Origin of the sequence: Micromonospora sp. ATCC 39149 (assembly GCF_000158815.1) — a bacterium.
Lineage (GTDB): Bacteria > Actinomycetota > Actinomycetes > Mycobacteriales > Micromonosporaceae > Micromonospora.
In genome coordinates, this window is sequence record NZ_GG657738.1 from 5,237,552 (window position 1) to 5,257,297 (window position 19,746).

The window sequence follows — 19,746 nt, forward strand, 5'->3', positions numbered from 1 at the left end:
GGCCCAGCTTGCTCAGTAGGGGAGCCGGGGTGCCGGCGCGGGCCGGGCTGCGCAAGGATGGGGCAGCCCGACGCCCCTTACCCGAGAGCCGCCGCCGCCCGTCACCGAGGAGCCCCGATGGCCACCGACCTCACCGCCCCGGCCCCGAGCCGGGCCGACGTCGCCCCGATCCAGCGCCGTACCCTGCGGCTGCTCTTCGTGACCCAGATCATCGGCGGGGTCGGGGTCACCATCGGCATCTCTGTCGGCGCGCTGCTCGCCGCCCGGGTCGCCGGCACGGCGGTCGCCGGCCTGGCACAGAGCGCCGGGGTGGTGGGCGCCGCGTTGCTGGCCGTCCCGGTCACCCGGATCATGACGGGGTACGGCCGCCGGCCGGGACTGGTCACCGCGTACCTGGTCGGGGCGGTGGGGGGCGTGCTGGTGGTGCTCGCCGCGGCGACCCGCCAGGTGCCGCTGCTCTTCCTCGGGATGCTGCTCTTCGGTGGTGGTTCGGCGGCCAGCCTCCAGGCCCGCTACACGGCCGTGGACCTCGCCGAGCCGGCCCGCCGGGGTCGCCAGTTGTCCCTGGTCGTCTGGGCCACCACGGTCGGGGCGGTGGCCGCGCCGAACTTCGCCGCGCTGGCGGACCGGACCACCCGGGGATGGGGGCTGCCGTCGCTCGCCGGACCGTTCGCGTTCAGCGCGGTGGCGTTCACCCTCACCGCTGCCGTACTGCTGGTGCTGCTGCGGCCCGACCCGCTGCTCACCGCCCGCCGGCTGACGGCGGCCGAGGCCCCCGCCGCCGCCGACGTTGTCCCCGACGCCGCCGGGCCGACGGTGACCGGGCGGCGCGGCGCGGGCATGCGGGCCACCTGGCGGGTGGTCCGCGAACGGCCGGCGGCCCGCCTGGGCATCGCCGCCGTCGCGGTCGGCCACCTGGTGATGGTCGCGGTGATGTCGATGACCCCGGTACGCCTCGGCGAGTACCACGACGACTCCGTCGTGCTCGGGGTGGTCGGGGTGGTGCTCAGCCTGCACATCGCCGGCATGTACGCGCTCTCCCCGGTCGTCGGCTGGCTCACCGACCGGCTCGGTCGGCGGCAGGTGATCATCGGCGGCCTGGCCGTGTTGCTGGCCGCCTGCGCGGTGGCGGGCAGCGCGGGGCACCACACGCCCGGCCTCTCGGTCGGCCTGGTCCTGCTCGGGCTGGGCTGGTCCGGGACCATGGTGGCCGGCTCCACCCTGCTGTCGGAGTCGGTGCCCGCCGCCGTTCGGCCCAGCGTGCAGGGGCTCTCCGACCTGACGATGGGCCTGGCGGGGGCCGCCGCCGGGGCGCTGAGCGGGTTCGTCATGCAGGTCGCCGGGTATCCGACACTGGCCCTGCTGGCGGCGATCGCGACGGTGCCCCTGCTGGCGCTAGCGTTGCGCGTGGTGCCCACGCGGGTGCCGGACGAGGAGGACTGACAGGTGCGGCTGACCGACTTCTGGGCCCGGCTGGAGGAGGCGTTCGGCCCGGGGTACGCGACCAGCATCGCCTCCGACCAGGTGCTGTCCCAGCTCGGCGGGCGGACCATCGAGCAGGCGCTCGGGTCGGGTGAGCAGACCCACGTCGTGTGGCGGGCGGTGGTCGCCGCGTATCCCGACCGGGTGCCCACACGACTACGCTGAGCAGGCTTTTCCTTCCCTCCGCGTGTCGCTTGCCGAGTCGTACACCTGTTCGGCTATTGTCCACAGCGGGGTGCTCGTCCACAGCTCGCGGCCCGTCGGCTGGTTTTCTGTCGGACCCAGCGCCTAGCGTGTCCGCGTGACGCGAAGCTCAGGAAAGACGCCGGCGAAGGCAGGGGTGGCAACGATGGCGGCAGGTCCTGACCGGGAGAAGGCGCTCGACCTTGCTCTCGCTCAGATCGACAAGCAGTTCGGCAAGGGCTCGGTGATGCGCCTGGGGGAGCGCCCTGTCGTGCAGACCTCGGTCATCCCGACCGGGTCGATCGCCCTCGACGTGGCCCTCGGCGTGGGGGGTCTGCCCCGGGGCCGGGTGGTCGAGATCTATGGTCCGGAATCAAGCGGTAAGACGACGGTGGCCCTGCACGCGGTGGCCAACGCCCAGCGGGCCGGCGGCATCGCCGCGTTCATCGACGCCGAGCACGCGCTCGACCCGGAGTACGCGAAGGCCCTCGGCGTCGACACCGACGCCCTGCTGGTCTCGCAGCCGGACACCGGCGAGCAGGCGCTGGAGATCGCGGACATGCTGGTCCGCTCCGGCGCGATCGACATCGTCGTGATCGACTCGGTGGCGGCCCTGGTGCCGCGCGCCGAGATCGAGGGCGAGATGGGCGACAGCCACGTGGGCCTCCAGGCCCGGCTGATGAGCCAGGCGCTGCGGAAGATCACCGGTGTGCTCAACAACACCGGCACCACGGCGATCTTCATCAACCAGCTCCGCGAGAAGATCGGCGTGATGTTCGGCTCGCCCGAGACGACCACCGGCGGTCGGGCGCTGAAGTTCTACGCCTCGGTCCGGCTCGACGTGCGCCGCATCGAGAGCCTGAAGGACGGCACCGACGTGGTCGGCAACCGCACCCGGGTCAAGGTGGTGAAGAACAAGGTCGCCGCGCCGTTCAAGCAGGCCGAGTTCGACATCATGTACGGCAAGGGCATCTCCCGCGAGGGCTCGCTCATCGACGTGGGCGTGGAGCAGGCGATCATCCGCAAGTCCGGGGCCTGGTACACGTACGACGGCGACCAGCTCGGTCAGGGCAAGGAGAAGGCCCGCGAGTTCCTCCGGGAGAACCCGGACGTGGCGGCCGAGATCGAGAAGAAGATCCTGGAGAAGCTCGGCGTCGGGGTCGGCGCGGGCGACGCCGCCGGTGGCCCGGAGCTGCCGCCGGTCGACTTCTGACCGGTCGCTGACTCGTGGCAGGACGACGTGCCCGGACGGGGCGGGGCTGGGATGCCAGCCCGCCCCGCTCGGGCGACGCCGACGGCGACCCGCCCCGTCCCCGGCGCGGCCGGCGTGGTGGCCCCAACGACGAGGACATCCCCCCGGAGGCCCGAGCCGAGGTGTCACGCGACGCCGGGGCCCCACCCCGCGACGAGGCGGAGTTGGCCCGGGAGATCTGTCTGCGCCAGCTCGCCCTGCGCCCGCGTACCCGGGCCGAGCTGGCCGCCGAGCTGGCCAAGCGGGGGATCTCCGCGGAGGTTTCCGCCGAGGTGCTCGACCGGTACGACGAGGTCGGCATCGTCGACGACGCCGCGTTCGCCCGCGCCTGGGTGTCCAGCCGGCACGCCGGCCGGGGGCTGGCCCGCCGGGCCCTCGCCACCGAGCTGCGCCGGCGCGGCGTGGACGGCGAGGTGGCCAGCGAGGCCCTCGGCGAGCTGGACGAGGAGACCGAGGCCGAGACGGCCCGGGTGCTGGTCGAGCGGAAGCTGCGTACGGCCCGGGGGGAGCCGGACGCCGTCTTCCGTCGCCTTGTCGGCATGCTCGCCCGCAAGGGTTACCCGCCGGGGGTGGCGATCCGGGCGGTGAAGGACGCGCTCGCCGCGCAGAGCGCCGAGGCGGCCGAGTTCGCCGATCGCATCGACGCGGACGCGCTCGCCGACGCGGAGGGCGACCTCGACCGCGAAAGTCGTCCGCTCGACTGAGCGACCGGCGGTGGGGTGGGCGGAGTAACCGCCTTCTTTGTCCGGCCGTGTCCGGGCTGACGGCAGCGGTGGGTGACCCGGCGACTTCTCTCCGTTCGGGGGGTTTGATCATGAGTCCTTGACCAGACGGCACCCGGCGACCTAGCCTCGCCATACAGGCTCACATTGCCCGACCAAGCGCAGGCAAAGCGCACAACATAGATCGCGTAACAGAACAGCATCACTTTGGCCGGCTCGCCGGCCTGCGGTGCCAGCTTCGGACAGGCCGGTCCGACGCTGGCGCGACAATTGCACCCGGCCGTCGGCGATGCCCCGTGGGCACCGCCGACGGAGAGCTACCCACGGCCAGTCGCTCAGGTCGGGCGTCTCAGAGCCGCAGCGCGCGTGCCCATCGGCACGGTCACTGCGGCGCCGACGTTCAGGGGAGGCGGCCATGGCGGGGCGGCAGAGGTTCACCGGTGGTCCCGGCAGGATGGCGGTCGGTAACGGCGCGCGTCGCGGCGCAGAGGCGGCGGTCGGTGGCGGCGCGCCGACGGGCGGTGCAGGTGGCGACCGGCTCGCGTGCGGCGGGCTGGCACGGTCCCGGGTGGCGCGCAGGTGCCCTGCGGAGCGTGCGACGGCGACGATGACCGTGCTGTTCACGGCGGGGTCCCGGCCCGGCGCGGAGCCCCGGCCGTGACCGCCTTCGACACCGTCCTTCTGGGGGTGGTGCTGCTCCTCGTGCTGGTCGTGGTCGGCGCGGTGCTGGCGGGGCTGCGGACGATGCGCCGGCTCAGCTCGGCGCCCCGCCCGGAGGATCCGGCCTTCATCGCCGAGAAGGACCGCCAGGAACAATCGCTGGCCGCCCTGCGTACCGCCGCCGACGAGGTGAACAGCACCATCGACGTGGCCAAGTCCGCCGCTTCGGCGGCGCGCGCCGAGGCCGCCGCCGCGAAGGCTGAGGCGAAGGCGGCCCGGGCCGAGGCCCGCCGGGTGCTCGACGACGCCCGCGCGGAGGCCGACACCGTCCTGGAACGGGCCCACAAGCAGGCCGAGGCCGACGCCGAGCAGCTGCGCACGGCGGCCCGGCGCAGCGGGGAACGCGAGGTCGCGGTGCTCGCCGCGACCACCCGGGAACAGGCCGCCGAGGTGGAGCGGCGGGCCACCCGGATGGACGAGCGGGAGCGGCTGCACACCGAGGAGGTGGAGCGGCTGGCCGACCGGGAGCGGCAGCTCACCGCCGCCAGCGCCGCCCTCGCCGCCCGAGAGTCCGCGCTGGCCGAGCGCGAGCGGGAGGTCGCCGAGGCGGAGGCGCAGCGCCGCCGCGAGCTGGAGCGCATCGCCGGGCTCACCGCCGACGCCGCCCGCGCCGAGCTGATCGAGGTGATCGAAACCCAGGCGAAGCGGGAGGCCGCCCTGCTGGTCCGGGACATCGAGTCCGACGCCCGCAACACCGCCGAGCAGCGCGCCCGGCACATCGTGGTGGACGCGATCCAGCGGGTGGCCAGCGAGCAGACCGCGGAGAGCGTGGTCAGCGTCCTGCACCTGCCCGGGGACGAGATGAAGGGGCGGATCATCGGCCGGGAGGGGCGCAACATCCGCGCCTTCGAGTCGGTCACCGGGGTCAACCTGATCATCGACGACACCCCGGAGGCCGTGCTGCTGTCCTGCTTCGATCCGGTCCGCCGCGAGGTCGGCCGGCTGACGCTGGAGAAGCTGGTGCTCGACGGCCGGATCCACCCGCACCGGATCGAGGAGGTGTACGACCTGGCCCGGCAGGAGGTGGAGCAGCTCTGCCACCGGGCCGCCGAGGACGCCCTCGTCGAGGTCGGCATCACCGAGATCCACCCCGAGCTGGTGAGCCTGCTCGGGCGGCTGCGCTATCGCACCTCGTACGGGCAGAACGTGCTCAAGCACCTGGTGGAGACCGCGCACATCGCCGGGATCATGGCTGCCGAGCTGCGACTCGACGTGCCGACCATCAAGCGGTCGGCGTTCCTGCACGACATCGGCAAGGCGCTCACCCACGAGGTGGAGGGCAGCCACGCGATCATCGGCGCGGACCTGGCCCGCAAGTACGGCGAGAGCGAGGACGTCGTCCACGCGATCGAGGCGCACCACAACGAGGTGCCCCCGCAGACCATCGAGGCGGTGCTCACCCAGGCGTCGGACGCCTGTTCCGGCGGGCGGCCGGGGGCGCGGCGGGAGAGCCTGGAGGCGTACGTCAAGCGGCTGGAGCGGATCGAGGAGATCGCGGCCGGGAAGCTCGGCGTGGAGAAGGTCTTCGCCATGCAGGCGGGCCGGGAGATCCGGGTGATGGTCAAGCCCGACGACGTCGACGACATCGGCGCGGCGGTCCTCGCTCGGGACGTGGCCAAGCAGATCGAGGAGGAGCTGACCTATCCGGGTCAGATCCGGGTGACCGTGGTCCGCGAGTCCCGGGTCACCGAGATCGCCCGCTGACCGCTCCCGCCCCGGCAACCCGGCCTCCTCGGCGACGGGCGGTATCCCGGTCGTCGGATACCCCCGTCGCCGAGGAGGGTCAGATCATCCGGCCGGCGTCCTCGCCGGCGTCCTGCGCCGGCAGCACCTCGCCAGCGGTGCGGGGAATCCGCCCCAGCCGCCTCTGCAACCACCACGCGAAGATCGACAGCAGCCCGCAGATCGCGATGTAGATCGCCCCGACGATCAGGTACGTCGGCACGTAGGGCAGCCCGAACGCCAGCCGGCCGCCGATTTGCTTGCCGACGAAGAGCAGCTCCGGGTAGGTGATGATGAATCCGAGCGCGGTGTCCTTGAGCAGCACGACGAGTTGGCTGACGATCGCCGGCAGCATCGACCGGAACGCCTGCGGCAGCAGGATCAGCCGCAGCACCTGGTTTTTGCGCAGGCCGATCGCGTACGCGCCCTCGGTCTGGCCGTAGGGCACCGCGTTGATGCCGGCCCGGAAGATCTCCGCCAGCACTGAGCCGTTGTAGAGCATGAGGCCGATGACCAGGGCCCACAGCTTGTCGATCGCCCAGCCGTACTGCAACGGCACGTAGTAGCCGAAGAAGATCAGAATCAGCAGCGGGATGGCCCGGAACAGCTCGACCACGAAAGTGGCCGGGGCCCGTAGCACCCACCGGTCGCTGAGTCGGGCGCTGGCGAAGATCGCGCCGAACAGCAGGGCCAGCACTGCGGCGATGCCGGCGGCCTTGAGGGTGGCCCACAGCCCGGCAAGGAGTTCGCGCTGCACGGCCGCGTACTGGAACTGCTCCCACTTGCGGGCCTCGAACTGGCCCGTCTCGTAGAACTTCCAGCCGACGTAGGCGAGCAGCGCCACGATGCCGACGATCGAGGCGACGCCGAGGATGGCGTTGCGCCGTCGGGCCTTCGGGCCCGGCAGGTCGTAGAGAACCGAGGCCTGGCTCACCGGGCGACCCTCCACTTGCGCTCAAGGAACCGCTGGAGCGCCACCAGCGGCAGGATCAGGATGAGGAAGCCGATGGTGATCCAGAGCAGGACGGCGAACTGCGGCTCGCCGCGCTCGGACATGTACGACGGGATCGCGCCCGCCTCCAGCACCGAGAAACCGGCGGCGATCGTGGTGTTCTTCAGCATCGCGATGAACACGCTCATCATGGGCGGCACCATTGCGCGCAGCGCCTGCGGCAGCACGATCAGGGTCAGCACCTGGGCGAAGGTCATGCCCAGCGCGCGGGCCGCCTCGGCCTGCCCGGTGCCGACCGTGTTGACGCCGGAGCGGATCACCTCGCAGACGAACGCCGCGGTGTAGACGGTCAGCGCGATGCAGGCGCTGTCGAAGTAGTCGATGTTCACGTCCAGCTTCGGCACGCCGAAGACCAGGAACGCGAAGACCAGGGTCAGCGGGGTGTTCCGGACGATGTTGACGTACGTCGCGCCGGACGCCCGCAGCGCCGGCACGGGGGAGACCCGCATCGCGCCGAGGAGGGTGCCGAGGACGAGGCTGCCGACCGCGGCGATCAGGAACAGCTGAACGGTGTTGGTGAACCCGTCCCGGTACAGGGTCCAGTTGTCCGTCAGGACACGGAAGAACTCGCCCATGCCTCGCTCTCAGTCCTCGGGCGGGCGCCGGGCGGGAAGGATCCCACCCGACGCCACGTCACGTGGTGAACCGACGATCAGTAGCGCTCGAGCGCCGGCGGGCTGCCCGCCGAGCCGGACTTGCCCAGCGTGCCGTCGTAGATCTTCTGCCAGGTGCCGTCCTTGGCCGCGGCCTCGATTTGGTCGTTGACGTAGTCCCGCAGGGCCTTGTCGTCCTTCGGCAGGCCGATGCCGTACTTCTCGGTGCTGAACGGCTGGCCGGCGACCTTGAGCTCGTCGGGGTTCTGCGCGGCGTAGCCCTTGAGGATGGCGTCGTCGGTGGTGACGGCGTCGACCTTCTTGTCGAGCAACTGCGAGACGCACTCGGAGTAGGTCTTGAACTCGACGATGTTCTCCGGCTCGGTCAGGCCCTCGTCACGGACCTTCTGGATCGGGGTCGAGCCGGTGGCCGAGCAGACCTTCTTGCCCTTGAGCGTGTCCTTGCCGGTGATCGTCGTCTCGTCCTTGCGGACCAGCAGGTCCTGGCCGGCGATGAAGTACGGGCCGGCGAAGGAGATGTCGTTCTTGCGCTTGTCGGTGATCGAGTAGGTGCCGACGTAGTAGTCGATCTCGCCGCCCTTGATCGCGGTCTCTCGGTTGGCGGAGGCGATCTCCTTGTACTCGATCTTCGCCGGGTCCACGCCGAGCGTGCTGGCGACGTACTGGGCGATCTCGATGTCGAAGCCGCACCGCTTGCCCTGGGCGTCCTTGTAGCCGAGGTTCGGCTGGTCGAACTTGACGCCCACGGTGACCTTGCCTGAGGACTTGATCTTGTCGAACGTCGGGCTGCCCGCGACGTTGGCGTCCCCCTTCGGGGTGAAGGTCGCGCCCGAGGTCGTGCAGGTGTCGCCCTGGGCGCCGCCGGAGGCGTTGCCGCCGCTCGGGGCCGGGGTGCCCTCCTTGCCGCAGGCCGCAGCCGACAGGGCGAGCGAGGCCATCATGGCGACCGCCGCCACGCGCTTCATACGCATACTTTTCTCCTTCTTCGACGGAGCCCGCCGGGGGACGACGCGCTCCACGGACGGACGCCTAGTGCGTCAGGATCTTCGACAGGAAGTCCTTGGCGCGCTCGCTGCGCGGGTTGGCGAAGAACTCGGCAGGGGGAGCGTCCTCGACGAGCCTGCCGTCGGCCATGAAGATGACCCGGTTCGCCGCGTGCCGGGCGAAGCCCATCTCGTGGGTGACCACGACCATGGTCATGCCCTCGCCGGCCAGCGAGGTCATCACCTCCAGCACCTCGCCGACCATCTCCGGGTCCAGCGCACTGGTCGGCTCGTCGAAGAGCATCGCCTTGGGCTGCATGGCCAGCGCGCGGGCGATCGCCGCCCGCTGCTGCTGGCCGCCGGAGAGCTGCGCCGGGTACTTGTCGGCCTGGTTGGCGATGCCCACCCGGTCCAGCAGGGACAGTCCGCGCTCCCGCGCGTCGGCCGTCTTCTCCTTGCGGACCTTGATCGGGCCGAGGGTGACGTTCTCCAGGATCGTCTTGTGCGCGAAGAGGTTGAACGACTGGAACACCATGCCGACCTCGCTGCGCAGCCTGGCCAGGGCCCTGCCCTCGGCGGGCAGCGGGGTGCCGTCGAAGGTGATGGTGCCGGAGCTGATCGGCTCCAGCCGGTTGATCGCCCGGCACAGCGTCGACTTGCCCGATCCCGACGGGCCGATCACCACGACGACCTCGCCCCGACCGACCGAGAGCGAGACGTCCTGCAGCACGTGCAGCGGCCCGAAGTACTTGTTGACCCCGTCCAGCACGATGAGCGGTTCGCCCGTCGTCACGTCGTCCACCGTCCCTGTCGTCACGTACGCCTGAGTCGGATGACCCCCGGTTCCGGCCACTGTAGGCGGGACGACGTGGCGGAGCGCCACTCATCTGGTCACGGTGCGGTAACACCGGTAACGATCCGTGCCGACAGTCCGGTATCCGTGTCCGCGCCCGGCCCGCCCGGATGGCGGCGAGGCCGGATCAAGGCGATCATGGGGAAGTGACCGAGCCGGTGCGCCTGACCGACTACGCCCGCGGCGGGGGCTGCGCGTGCAAGATTCCGCCCAGTGAGCTGGAGGCGATGGTCGCCGGGCTGGGCCCGGCCGGCGGCGTGGTGGAGCTGCTGGTCGGCCTCGACCACGGCGACGACGCCGCGGTGGTCCGCCTCGACGAGCGGACCGGCCTGGTCAGCACCGCCGACTTCTTCACCCCGGTGGTCGACGACGCGTACGACTGGGGGCGCATCGCCGCCGCGAACGCGCTCTCCGACGTGTACGCCATGGGCGGCACCCCGCTCGTCGCGCTCAACCTGCTCTGCTGGCCCCGCGAGCGGCTGCCGCTGGAGCTGGCCCGGGAGGTGCTGCGCGGCGGTCAGGACGTGGCCCGGGAGGCCGGCTGCCACCTGGCGGGCGGGCACAGCGTCGACGACGACGGTCCGAAGTACGGGCTCGCGGTCACCGGCGTGGTGCGGCCGGAGGAGCTGATCACCCTCGACGCCGGCCGGGCCGGGCTGCCGCTGTCGCTGACCAAACCGCTCGGTGTCGGCGTGCTCAACACCCGGCACAAGGCCACCGGCGAGCGGTTCGCCGAGGCGGTCGCCTCGATGGCGGCGCTGAACCGCGACGCCGCCCACGCGGCGGTCGCCGCCGGGATCCGGTGCGGCACCGACGTGACCGGGTTCGGGCTGCTCGGGCACGCCTCGAAGCTGGCCCGGGCCAGCCGGCTCACGGTGGCGATCGACGCGGCCCGGGTGCCGTACCTGCCGGGCGCGCGGGAGGCCGTCCGCGACGGGTACGTCAGCGGCGGCACCCGCCGGAACCTGGACTGGGTCGCCCCGTGGACCGACTTCGGAGCGGCCGGCGAGGCGGAGCGGCTGCTGCTGGCCGACGCGCAGACCTCGGGCGGGCTGCTGGTGGCCGGGGAACTGCCGGGGGCAACGGTGATCGGGGAGCTGCTGCCGCGCGGCGAGCACCTGCTGGTCGTGCGCTGACCCCGGTCGCGGCCACCGCCGACCCGCGTGGCGGCCGGTGTCGGAGGCCCCGGCCGGCACCATAGCCGATAAACTGTCGTCTTTCCGCCACTCAGTGCGACGGCGGCCAGGAAATTTTGCCCGGAATGGTCACAGACCGGTAACTTGCCCCCGGCTGCGGTCATATGCCCCCCACCATCGTCAGTAAGGCCCGATCCGGAGGCCGGTGGGACGAACGCAGCGAGGAGGCGGCATGACCGAGCTGTGGAACTGGAGAATCGATGGGGCACCCCCGGTGGAGGTGTACCCGGCGCTGGCCGAGGCCCTGGGGCGGGTGGTGATGCCGCTCGCGGTGGCCGACCCGGCCCGGCTGCCGACGTACGCGGTGATCTGCGACGTCTGGGAGGCGCCGGGGGCGTTCGGCACGGTGGTGGACTGCTATGGGGTGCCCGAGAGCCTGGCCGAGCTGCCCTGCGTGGCCGCGCTGGCCCGGCTGCTCGGCCGCAACTGCGTGCTGCGCGACGACACGCTCGACGCCGGCCGGCACCTGCTGGTCGCGCCGGACGGCACGATCCGCCCGGTGCACTTCGACGTGCGGGAGACCGACGACGGCGAGGTGCTGAGCAACCAACGGCTGTGCACCGTGGCCCACCCCGGTTGCCGGGGCTGGTCGCGGTGTCACCGGTCGAGGTGGGCCCCGGACTCGGTCTTCCCGGCCCTGGCCGCGGCCTGACCGCTCGGGCCGGCCGGGCCCCCGGCCGGCCCCGAGCGGCCCGCTCAGCCCTCGGTGGCCGGTCGCTGCGGGCCGCCGCCGCGCACCACCAGCTGGCCCAGCAGGGTCGCGGTGGCCTCGGCGACGGCGGCCACCGCCGCGTCGAACGCCGCCGCGTTGTGCGCGGCCGGCGCGCGGAACCCGGAGATCTTCCGGACGTACTGCAACGCCGCCGCCTCGATGTCGGCCCGGCTCACCTCCGGCACGTACGGCTCACGCAGGGTCTTGATGCTGCGGCACATGGCTCCTCCTCGTTCGGGTCGATCTGCTCGGTGCGGATACGCTGTGTGGGTCATGACTACCGCAGCCGCGGGCAGCCCGCGCACCTACCAGGTGCGCACGTACGGCTGCCAGATGAACGTGCACGACTCCGAGCGCATCTCCGGCCTGCTGGAACAGGCCGGGTACGTGCGCGCCGCCGAGGCCGACGACAACCCCGACGTGGTGGTGTTCAACACCTGCGCCGTCCGGGAGAACGCCGACAACCGGCTCTACGGCAACCTGGGTCACCTGCGCCCCGTGAAGGACAAGCACCCCGGGATGCAGATCGCCGTCGGTGGCTGCCTCGCCCAGAAGGACCGCGGCGACATCGTCCGCAAGGCCCCCTGGGTGGACGTGGTGTTCGGCACGCACAACATCGGCTCGCTGCCGGCGCTGCTGGAGCGGGCCCGGCACAACGCCGCCGCCGAGGTGGAGATCCTGGAGTCGCTCGACGTCTTCCCCTCGACGCTGCCGACGCGGCGCGAGTCGACGTACGCCGGGTGGGTGTCGATCTCGGTGGGTTGCAACAACACCTGCACGTTCTGCATCGTGCCCGCCCTGCGCGGCAGGGAGAAGGACCGCCGCCCCGGCGACGTCCTCGCCGAGGTCCGCGCCCTGGTCGACTCCGGCGTGCTGGAGGTGACCCTGCTCGGGCAGAACGTCAACTCCTACGGCGTGGAGTTCGGCGACCGGTACGCGTTCGGCAAGCTGCTGCGCGCCTGCGGCGAGATCGACGGGCTGGAGCGGGTCCGGTTCACCAGCCCGCACCCGAAGGACTTCACCGACGACGTGATCGCCGCGATGGCCGAGACCCCGAACGTCTGCCACTCGCTGCACATGCCGTTGCAGTCCGGCTCGGACGACGTGCTGCGGGCGATGCGCCGGTCGTACCGGTCAGAGCGGTACCTCGGGATCATCGAGAGGGTCCGGGCGGCGATGCCCGACGCGGCGATCACCACCGACATCATCGTCGGCTTCCCCGGCGAGACCGAGGCTGACTTCCAGCGCACTCTGGACGTGGTCCGCGAGGCCCGGTTCTCCTCGGCGTTCACGTTCCAGTACTCCAAGCGCCCCGGCACGCCGGCCGCCACCATGCCCGACCAGCTGCCCAAGCAGGTGGTGCAGGAGCGCTACGAGCGGCTGATCGCGACGGTGGAGGAGATCACCTGGGCGGAGAACCGGAAGCTGATCGGCGAGACCGTCGAGGTGCTGGTCGCCGTCGGCGAGGGCCGCAAGGACGAGCGCACCGGCCGGATGTCGGGCCGGGCCCGCGACGGCCGCCTCGTGCACTTCGCCACGGGCGCGCTCGGGGCGAGCGGCCGGCCCGGCGACGCCGGGTTCCTCGCGGGGCGGATCCGCCCGGGGGACATCGTGCACACCACCGTCACGTACGCCGCCCCGCACCACCTCAACGCCGACGGTGAGCCGCTGTCGCACCGGCGCACCCGGGCCGGCGATGCCGCCGAGGCCGGCCGCTCCCCGCGTACCCCCGGGGTGTCGCTCGGCCTGCCCACGGTCGGCGTGCCGGCTGCGGTGCCCCCGCCGGCGACCGGCTGCGCCGCCGGATGACGCGATCGGGGCCCACCGCGCCGGCGGGCCCCGACCAGCTCATGGCGGGTCAGACCGAGATCTTGCCGGCGCCCGCGCCGCCCGTCACGATCGACTTGACGCTGCTCGCGCCGTCCAGCGGGTACGGGTACGGGATGCTCTTCACGCTGCCGCCTGCCTGGCCGCTGCCGGAGTTGACGAAGTAGTTGTTCCGGGCGACCAGGGTGCCCGGCCCGGAACTGCCCTCACCGAGGTGGAACGGGTCGGCGACGTTCTCGAAGTAGTTGCCCTCGACGAGGACGCCGGCGCTCATGGTGGAGGCCACGCCGTAGCCGCCGTTGGCCCGGTAGTAGTTGTTGAACACGTGCACCGGGTTGCCGAAGCGGACCCGGGGGTGCCGCTGGTTGCTGCCGTCGAAGTAGTTGTGGTGGTAGGTCACCCGCAGGTGGCCGATGTCCTGGTTGCCGTTGTCGTCGCTGTGCCCGAGCAGCATCGACTTGTCGTGACCGTAGACCCGGTTCCACGAGACGGTGATGAAGTCGGAGCCGCGTTTGATGTCGACCGCGCCGTCGTAGCCGCTGGTGAAGGTGTTGTGGTCGATCCAGATGTTGGTGGCCGACTCCTGGACGTTGATCGCGTCGTCGTTCCAGCTCTTGAACGTGATGTTCCGGATGATCACGTTGCGGTCGCCGCTGATGTTGAGGCCGCAGCCGGAGATGGTCGCGCCCGAGTTGCCGAGGATGGTCTTGTTGGACCGGACCCGGAGCATGCCCGAGCAGGAGATGGTGCCGGAGACCCGGATCACCGCCGCGCTGCTGGAGCCGAGGGCGCTCGACAGCGCGGAGGCGCTGGTGACCGTGGTCGTCGGGGCACCGCCCCCGCCGGTGGTGCCGCCGTTCTGGGTGGCCCAGCCGACCATGTAGTTCGGCGCGGCCCAGGCGGGCGCGGTGGCGGCGGTGAGGGCCCCGGCGACGAGGGCGGAGGCGGTTGCGGCTGCGGCGAGCAGCGTGGTGCGGCGTCGTGCCGTGATGCGCATGTGCTTCCCTTCGGTGGTCGCGGGTGCGCGACCGATCGGTCGATCGCTGACGCCGGTGCCCTGTGTGGCGTCGGAGTCGGCCGGAGACGGTGGTCGTGCGCCCCGCCGGTGTGGACGTGCCTGGGGTGAGAAGCGGCTCCCGTGCTGGCGCCGCCGGGGATTCAGGCAAGCGCTTTCCCGATATAAACACAGATATCCATCAATGTAAACCCTTTGCCCCACTGCCACGGAACTGGGGAAAATCGGCGGCCGGCACCGGGTGGTGCCGGCCTCCGAGGCTCGGTTACGGATCAACGGGGAGCGGATCGCCCGGCCGGGTGGGGGGCCGTCCGCCGTGGCTCAGCAGGCGACGCCGTTCAGCTTGACCGTGGTGGGCGCGGAGGCGGCGCCGTTGGCGGTGAAACCGACGGTCACCGAGGCACCCGCCGCGAGCGAACCGGACCAGATCGGCGCGGCGGCGGTGACCGTCGTGCCGGACTGGGTGACGGTGGCGTTCCAGCCGCTGGCCAGGGTCACCCCGGACGGCCAGCTCCAGGTCACCGACCACGGGTTCACGGCGGCGGTGCCGGAGTTGGTGACCGTCAGCTCTCCCTGGAAGCCGCCCTGCCACGAGTTGACCTGCTTGTAGGTGGCGGTGCAGGCCCCCGCCGGGGGCGGGGTGGTCGGGTTGGCCGTCGGCGTCCCCGTGGGGGTGCCGGTCGGGGTCGGGTCGGTCCCGCCGCCCACCGGCGCGATCAGGTACGGCTGGAGGATCGCCTGCTTCGCGGTGTTGATGTTGGTCCAGTCGTCCAGCGCGATGCCGCCGGTGTCACCCGAGTTGGGGTTCCACGACCAGTAGGTGAAGGACATCCCGTTGACGCCGGTGCCGGTGTACGCCATCAGCTTCTCCAGCCACACCTTGTCGCGCGGGTCGGCCAGGGTGCTGCCGAACTCGCCCATCATGATCGGGGCGATGTTCTGCTTGTACAGGTAACCCCAGTACTTGTCCCAGATCGCCGGCAGGTTCGCCGGGTAGTCCGGGGCCTTGAACCAGGACTGCTCGTAGACCGAGGTGGCGTACTCGTGCGGGGAGTAGACCAGCCGGTTCGCCACGTTCAGCCGGACCGGGAACTGGCCGGCCTTGGAGAGGTTGCCGCCCCACCAGCCGCAGTCCTCGTCGTTGCTCGGGTCGTTGTCCCAGACGTTCGACAGTCCGCCGCTGGGGCAGCTCACGCCTTCAACGAAGATCAGCCAGTTCGGCTGCACCCCGAGGATCGCGTTGCCGGCCCGCTCGGCGGCCAGCCGCCAGTCCCGCGCGGTGTCCCCGCAGCCCCAGCAGGCGCCGGTGGCCGCCGGGTTGGTGCCCTCGGCGTGCGGCTCGTTGTGCAGGTCCGCGCCGATGACGGTGGGGTTGTTCGCGTACCGCTGGGCCAGCATCTTCCAGTCGTTGATCCAGGTCGTCTCGGAGACCGTGGACGTGTACCAGAGCGGCGACTGCCCGGCCGCGGTCGGCCGGTGCCGGTCCAGGATGACCCGCATCCCCTTGCTGCCCGCGTAGCCGATGACCTTGTCGAGGATCTGCAACGGCGACAGCCCCACCAGGTCCGGGTTCACGAAGTCGTTGACGCCGCTCGCCGTCGCCCCCGGCTTCAGCGCGTCGTTCGAGTACGGGATGCGCAGCGTGTTGTAGCCGAGGCGGGCCATCGTGTCGAGCTGGCCGCGCCACGGGTTGTTCGACCACAGGCCGTGGAAGGTCTTGTTGTCGGTCTCCATGCCGAACCAGTTGATGCCGGTCAGGCGGACCGTCGCGCCGGTGCTGTCCACGATCTTGTTGCCGTTGGTGCGCAGGTAGCCGGTGCCGGTGCCGCCGGTGGCGGCTGCTGCCGGGGCGGTGCCGACGGCGGCGGCGACGAGGACGCCGGCCGCGGCGGTGGCGAGCGCGGTGAGCGCGCCGCCGAGGGCGGTGAATCGGTGCATGCGGACTCCACTTCGGATGCCGGCTGCCGCACGAGGGCGGCGCGGGCGGGGAACCAGGGGAGGGCCGTTGCCCGCAGTGCGTGCCGACCGGCAACCACGGCGTGCGCCGACCGGGAACGCGAAATGCGGGAACGACGGCGACGCGGACGACCGCTCGCGGTGAACCGGCGACTCGCGACGGCGAACCTGCCGTCGGTGCCCCTCGCGCCGGTGCTGCTACCTAGCTCCGCGGACCATTGTCATCAGCTCGCCTGGATGCGTCAACCTGCCCGGGCGCACCCGGCGGATCGCGGTGCCCACCGGCCCGCAGAGCGCGGGTCGCGGACGTGACGGGGGGGAAGGTCGGCCGGGGCGCGGGCAGACGGGAGCCCCCGGTCCCACGTGGGACCGGGGGCTCCCGGGTGGTTCAGCTCAGCCGGCCTGCTCCGCGAGCTGGAGGAACTGCCGCTTCGACGCGAGGGCCTGCTCGGCCTCCTTGATCCGCCGGTTGTCTCCGGCGGCCTGGGCCCGGGCCAGCCGTTCCTCGGCCTCCGCCACCTGCGAGCGCATCTGGGCCAGCAGCGGGTTGTCCTCCTTGGTGGTTCGGCGCCACGCCGAGTCCATCACCTCGCGGACCTTGTCGTCGATCGCCCGCAGCCGCCGCTCCAGCCCGGCGGCGGCCTCCCGCGGCACCCGACCGGCCTCGTGCCACTGCGCCTGGATCTCGCGCAGCTTGGCCTGGGCGCCCTTCGGGTCGGCGTCGACGTCGAGCGCCTCCGCCTCGGCGAGCAGCGCCTGCTTGCGCTCCAGGTTGGCCCGCTGCTCGTTGTCCCGTGCGGAGAACACCTCGCTGCGCCGGGTGAAGAACGCGTCCTGGGCCGCCCGGAACCGTTCCCAGAGCTTCTGCTCGGCCTCCTTGGCGGCGCGCGGGGCGGCCTTCCACTGGTTCATCAGGTCCTTGAGCTGGTTGGCGGTGGCCGCCCAGTCGGTGGACTCCCGTAGCTTCTCCGCCTCGGCGACCAGGTCCTCCTTGATCTGCTGCGCCTGCTTGCGCTGCGAGTCCAGGGAGGCGAAGTGGGCGCCCCGGCGGCGGGTGAAGCCGTCCCGCGCGGCGGCGAACCGCTTCCACAGCTCGCCATCGGCCTTCTTGTCGACCCCCCGGATGGTCTTCCACTCGTCGAGGATCTCCTTGAGCCGGTCACCGGCGGTCTTCCAGCCAGTCGACTCGGCGGCCAGCTTCTCCGCCTCCTCCACGAGGGCGGTCTTGCGCGCGAGGGCCTCGCTTCGGGCGGCGTCGCGTGCGGCGCGTGCCTCGCCGGCCTTCTCCTCGGCGACCGCGGCGAGCTTTTCCAGCCGCGAGGCCAGGGCATCGATGTCGCCGACGACGTGCGCCTCGGCCAGGGAGGCGCGGATCCGGCGGATCGTGGTCAACGAGTGTCCGGCGTCCGCCGCGCCCGAGTTGAGCCGTGCCTCGGTCAGGTCCACCTCGGTGACCAGGTCCGCGAAGCGGCGGGCGAAGTGGGCCAGTCCCTCCTCCGGAGCGCCCGCCTGCCAGGATCCGACCACTCGCTCGCCCTCGGCGGTCTTGACGTACACGGTGCCGTCCGCGTCCACCCGTCCGAAGGCCGTCCAGTCGCTCATGTGCCCATCCTCGTTCTCCCGGCGTCGACGGACCAGGGCCCGCGATCGCCGCCACGGCGCAGCAAACTTACTCCCGGCATTGTCACAGGTCCGCCCCCGTCCGCGTCGAGCGCCTGTCGTCGACCGTGACCATACGGTGTCCTAGCCCCCGCAAGACCGGATCGGCGCGGGGACGCACCGGTGGGTCCCGCTACGGTGAACGGGTGCCTGTGGTCGCCGCCGCCGTCTGCCCCCACCCGCCCCTGATCGTGCCCGAGCTGGCCGGTGCCGCCGCCGCTGAGCTGGACGATCTCCGCGCCGCCGCCGACGCGGCGGTGGCCTGGTTGCTCGCCTCGGCACCGGACGGGCCTGGTGCTGCTGGGGTCCGGCCCGGCGACCGGTGGATCGTGCCGCCGGCCATCGGCACCTTCCGCCCGTGGGGAGCGGACCTGTCCGTCCCGCTCCCGGCAGGGCCGGACGACGCCCGGGCGCGGCCCGACGACGCTCCGGCGCGGCCCGACGAGGTCCCGGCGCTGCCGCTGAGCCTGACCGTGGGCGCGTGGCTGCTCGCCCGGCACCGGGTCCGGCTACCGGTCGACGCCGCCCAGGTGGACGCCGGGGCGACCCCCGCCGAGCTGGCCTCGCTGGCTCGGCAGGTGCACCAGCACCGCCCCCGGCTGGCGCTGCTGGTGCTGGGGGACGGGTCGGCGTGCCACGGGACGAAGGCGCCCGGCTACGACGACCCGCGCGCGGGGGCGTACGACGACGGGGTGGCCCGGGCCCTGGCCGGCGCGGACGCCGAGGCGCTGCTCGGCCTGGACCCGGTGCTGTCGGCGCGGCTGAAGGTCGCCGGGCGCGCGCCCTGGCAGGTGCTGGCCGGCGCGGCCCGGGCGGCGGGCGGCGACTGGCACGGCGACCTGACCTACCACGCGGCGCCCTACGGGGTCGCCTACTTCGTGGCCACCTGGGAGCGGGCGTGACCACGGAACGGGCCCGCCGGGCGCGGCACGGTCGTCGCCGTCGTCGGGCCGACGGCCGCCGGCAAGTCGGCGCTGAGCATCGCCCTCGCGCACGCCCTCGGCGGCGAGGTGGTCAACGCCGACTCGATGCAGCTCTACCGGGGGATGGACATCGGCACGGCGAAGCTCACCCCGGCCGAGCGGGACGGGGTGCCGCACCACCTGCTCGACATCTGGGCGGTGACCGAGCCGGCCAGCGTCGCGGAGTACCAGCGGCTGGCCCGCGCGGCGGTCGACGACATCCTGGCCCGGGGCCGGGTGCCGCTGCTGGTCGGCGGCTCCGGGCTGTACGTGCGGGCGGTGCTGGAGCGGTTCGAGTTCCCCGGCACCGACCCGGGCGTGCGCCGGCGGCTGGAGGTGGAGCTGGCCGAGTCCGGCCCGGCCCCCCTGTACGCCCGCCTACGCGCGGTGGACCCGGCGGCGGCCGAGGGCATCCTGCCGGGCAACGGCCGGCGGATCGTCCGGGCCCTGGAGGTCATCGAGCTGACCGGGGCGCCGTTCACGGCGGCGCTGCCCGAACCCACCCCGTACTACCCGTCGGTGCAGCTCGGCGTCGACCTGGACACCGCGGCGCTGGACGAGCGGATCGCGCTGCGGGTGGACCGGATGTGGGCCGACGGCCTGGTCGCCGAGGTCCGGGGCCTGGTGGGCCAGGGTCTGCCCGAGGGCCGTACGGCCAGCCGGGCGCTCGGCTACCAGCAGGTGCTGCGTTTCCTCGCCGGCGAGCTGACGGAGGCCGAGGCGCACGACGAGACGATCCGGGCCACCCGGCGGTTCGTCCGCCGGCAGCGCTCCTGGTTCCGCCGCGACCCGCGGATCCACTGGCTTGACTCCGCCAACCCGGGGCTCACCGAGGAGGCTTTGCGCCTCGTCGGCGCGGCTGCGCGATGATGGGGT

At 72.4% G+C, this 19,746-nt stretch carries 18 protein-coding genes; 10 read left to right on the top strand and 8 right to left on the bottom strand.

Annotated elements, in window-relative coordinates:
- Positions 1-117 precede the first annotated feature (117 nt).
- The 5 genes from MCAG_RS22905 (at position 118) to rny (ending at position 6,063) form a co-directional block, all read left to right on the top strand.
- Complete coding sequence (locus MCAG_RS22905; protein WP_036374829.1) at positions 118-1,443, top strand: MFS transporter; 1,326 nt, start codon at positions 118-120, stop codon at positions 1,441-1,443.
- A gap of 3 nt (positions 1,444-1,446) precedes the next feature.
- On the top strand, positions 1,447-1,647 hold the full coding sequence (locus tag MCAG_RS22910; protein WP_007075359.1) for a DUF3046 domain-containing protein: 201 nt from the start codon (positions 1,447-1,449) through the stop codon (positions 1,645-1,647).
- A gap of 184 nt (positions 1,648-1,831) precedes the next feature.
- Positions 1,832-2,878, top strand: a complete 1,047-nt coding sequence (recA, locus tag MCAG_RS22915) for a recombinase RecA (RefSeq protein WP_007075360.1) — start codon at positions 1,832-1,834, stop codon at positions 2,876-2,878.
- A 14-nt stretch (positions 2,879-2,892) separates the two neighbouring features.
- The gene (locus tag MCAG_RS22920) at positions 2,893-3,621 is read left to right on the top strand and encodes a regulatory protein RecX (protein WP_007075361.1); all 729 of its coding nucleotides are present in this window, start codon (positions 2,893-2,895) and stop codon (positions 3,619-3,621) included.
- A gap of 675 nt (positions 3,622-4,296) precedes the next feature.
- Complete coding sequence (rny, locus tag MCAG_RS22925; protein ID WP_036374832.1) at positions 4,297-6,063, top strand: ribonuclease Y; 1,767 nt, start codon at positions 4,297-4,299, stop codon at positions 6,061-6,063.
- Positions 6,064-6,142: 79 nt separating this feature from the next.
- Here rny and MCAG_RS22930 read toward each other — a convergent pair whose 3' ends face one another.
- From MCAG_RS22930 to MCAG_RS22945, 4 genes are all read right to left on the bottom strand, one after another.
- Complete coding sequence (locus MCAG_RS22930) at positions 6,143-7,015, bottom strand: amino acid ABC transporter permease (RefSeq protein WP_007075363.1); 873 nt, start codon at positions 7,013-7,015, stop codon at positions 6,143-6,145.
- Entirely contained in the window at positions 7,012-7,668 is a 657-nt protein-coding gene (locus tag MCAG_RS22935) for an amino acid ABC transporter permease (RefSeq protein WP_007075364.1), read from the bottom strand. Before MCAG_RS22935 ends, MCAG_RS22930 begins: the two co-directional genes overlap by 4 nt.
- A 77-nt stretch (positions 7,669-7,745) precedes the next feature.
- Positions 7,746-8,678, bottom strand: coding sequence for a glutamate ABC transporter substrate-binding protein (locus tag MCAG_RS22940; RefSeq protein ID WP_036374835.1), 933 nt, complete (start codon positions 8,676-8,678; stop codon positions 7,746-7,748).
- A gap of 58 nt (positions 8,679-8,736) precedes the next feature.
- Positions 8,737-9,492: an amino acid ABC transporter ATP-binding protein gene (locus MCAG_RS22945; RefSeq protein ID WP_007075366.1), complete on the bottom strand. Its 756-nt coding sequence runs from the start codon at positions 9,490-9,492 to the stop codon at positions 8,737-8,739.
- 161 nt (positions 9,493-9,653) lie between these two features.
- On the opposite strand from MCAG_RS22945, the gene selD reads away from it, so the two are divergent.
- Together selD and MCAG_RS22955 are read left to right on the top strand one after the other, a co-directional pair.
- Positions 9,654-10,679: a selenide, water dikinase SelD gene (gene selD / locus MCAG_RS22950; RefSeq protein WP_050778044.1), complete on the top strand. Its 1,026-nt coding sequence runs from the start codon at positions 9,654-9,656 to the stop codon at positions 10,677-10,679.
- Between the two features lie 232 nt (positions 10,680-10,911).
- Positions 10,912-11,391 carry a hypothetical protein gene (locus tag MCAG_RS22955; protein WP_007075368.1) on the top strand — a complete coding sequence of 160 codons (480 nt, stop codon included), beginning with the start codon at positions 10,912-10,914 and terminating at the stop codon, positions 11,389-11,391.
- Positions 11,392-11,435: 44 nt separating this feature from the next.
- Here MCAG_RS22955 and MCAG_RS22960 read toward each other — a convergent pair whose 3' ends face one another.
- Positions 11,436-11,672 (bottom strand): DUF2277 family protein, encoded by a 237-nt coding sequence (locus MCAG_RS22960; protein ID WP_036374838.1) that lies wholly within the window; start codon positions 11,670-11,672, stop codon positions 11,436-11,438.
- A gap of 52 nt (positions 11,673-11,724) precedes the next feature.
- On the opposite strand from MCAG_RS22960, the gene miaB reads away from it, so the two are divergent.
- Positions 11,725-13,260, top strand: coding sequence for a tRNA (N6-isopentenyl adenosine(37)-C2)-methylthiotransferase MiaB (gene miaB / locus MCAG_RS22965; protein ID WP_007075369.1), 1,536 nt, complete (start codon positions 11,725-11,727; stop codon positions 13,258-13,260).
- 49 nt (positions 13,261-13,309) lie between these two features.
- Here miaB and MCAG_RS22970 read toward each other — a convergent pair whose 3' ends face one another.
- From MCAG_RS22970 to MCAG_RS22980, 3 genes are all read right to left on the bottom strand, one after another.
- The gene (locus tag MCAG_RS22970; RefSeq protein WP_007075370.1) at positions 13,310-14,275 is read right to left on the bottom strand and encodes a polysaccharide lyase family 1 protein; all 966 of its coding nucleotides are present in this window, start codon (positions 14,273-14,275) and stop codon (positions 13,310-13,312) included.
- 339 nt (positions 14,276-14,614) lie between these two features.
- Positions 14,615-16,231 (bottom strand): cellulase family glycosylhydrolase, encoded by a 1,617-nt coding sequence (locus MCAG_RS22975; protein ID WP_007075371.1) that lies wholly within the window; start codon positions 16,229-16,231, stop codon positions 14,615-14,617.
- 411 nt (positions 16,232-16,642) lie between these two features.
- The gene (locus MCAG_RS22980) at positions 16,643-17,851 is read right to left on the bottom strand and encodes a DUF349 domain-containing protein (RefSeq protein WP_007075372.1); all 1,209 of its coding nucleotides are present in this window, start codon (positions 17,849-17,851) and stop codon (positions 16,643-16,645) included.
- Positions 17,852-18,054: 203 nt separating this feature from the next.
- Between MCAG_RS22980 and MCAG_RS22985 the strand changes: the two genes are divergently transcribed.
- Positions 18,055-18,810, top strand: coding sequence for a hypothetical protein (locus tag MCAG_RS22985; protein ID WP_036374841.1), 756 nt, complete (start codon positions 18,055-18,057; stop codon positions 18,808-18,810).
- Between the two features lie 72 nt (positions 18,811-18,882).
- Positions 18,883-19,740, top strand: coding sequence for a tRNA (adenosine(37)-N6)-dimethylallyltransferase MiaA (miaA, locus tag MCAG_RS22990; RefSeq protein WP_050778045.1), 858 nt, complete (start codon positions 18,883-18,885; stop codon positions 19,738-19,740).
- Positions 19,741-19,746: the final 6 nt, after the last annotated feature.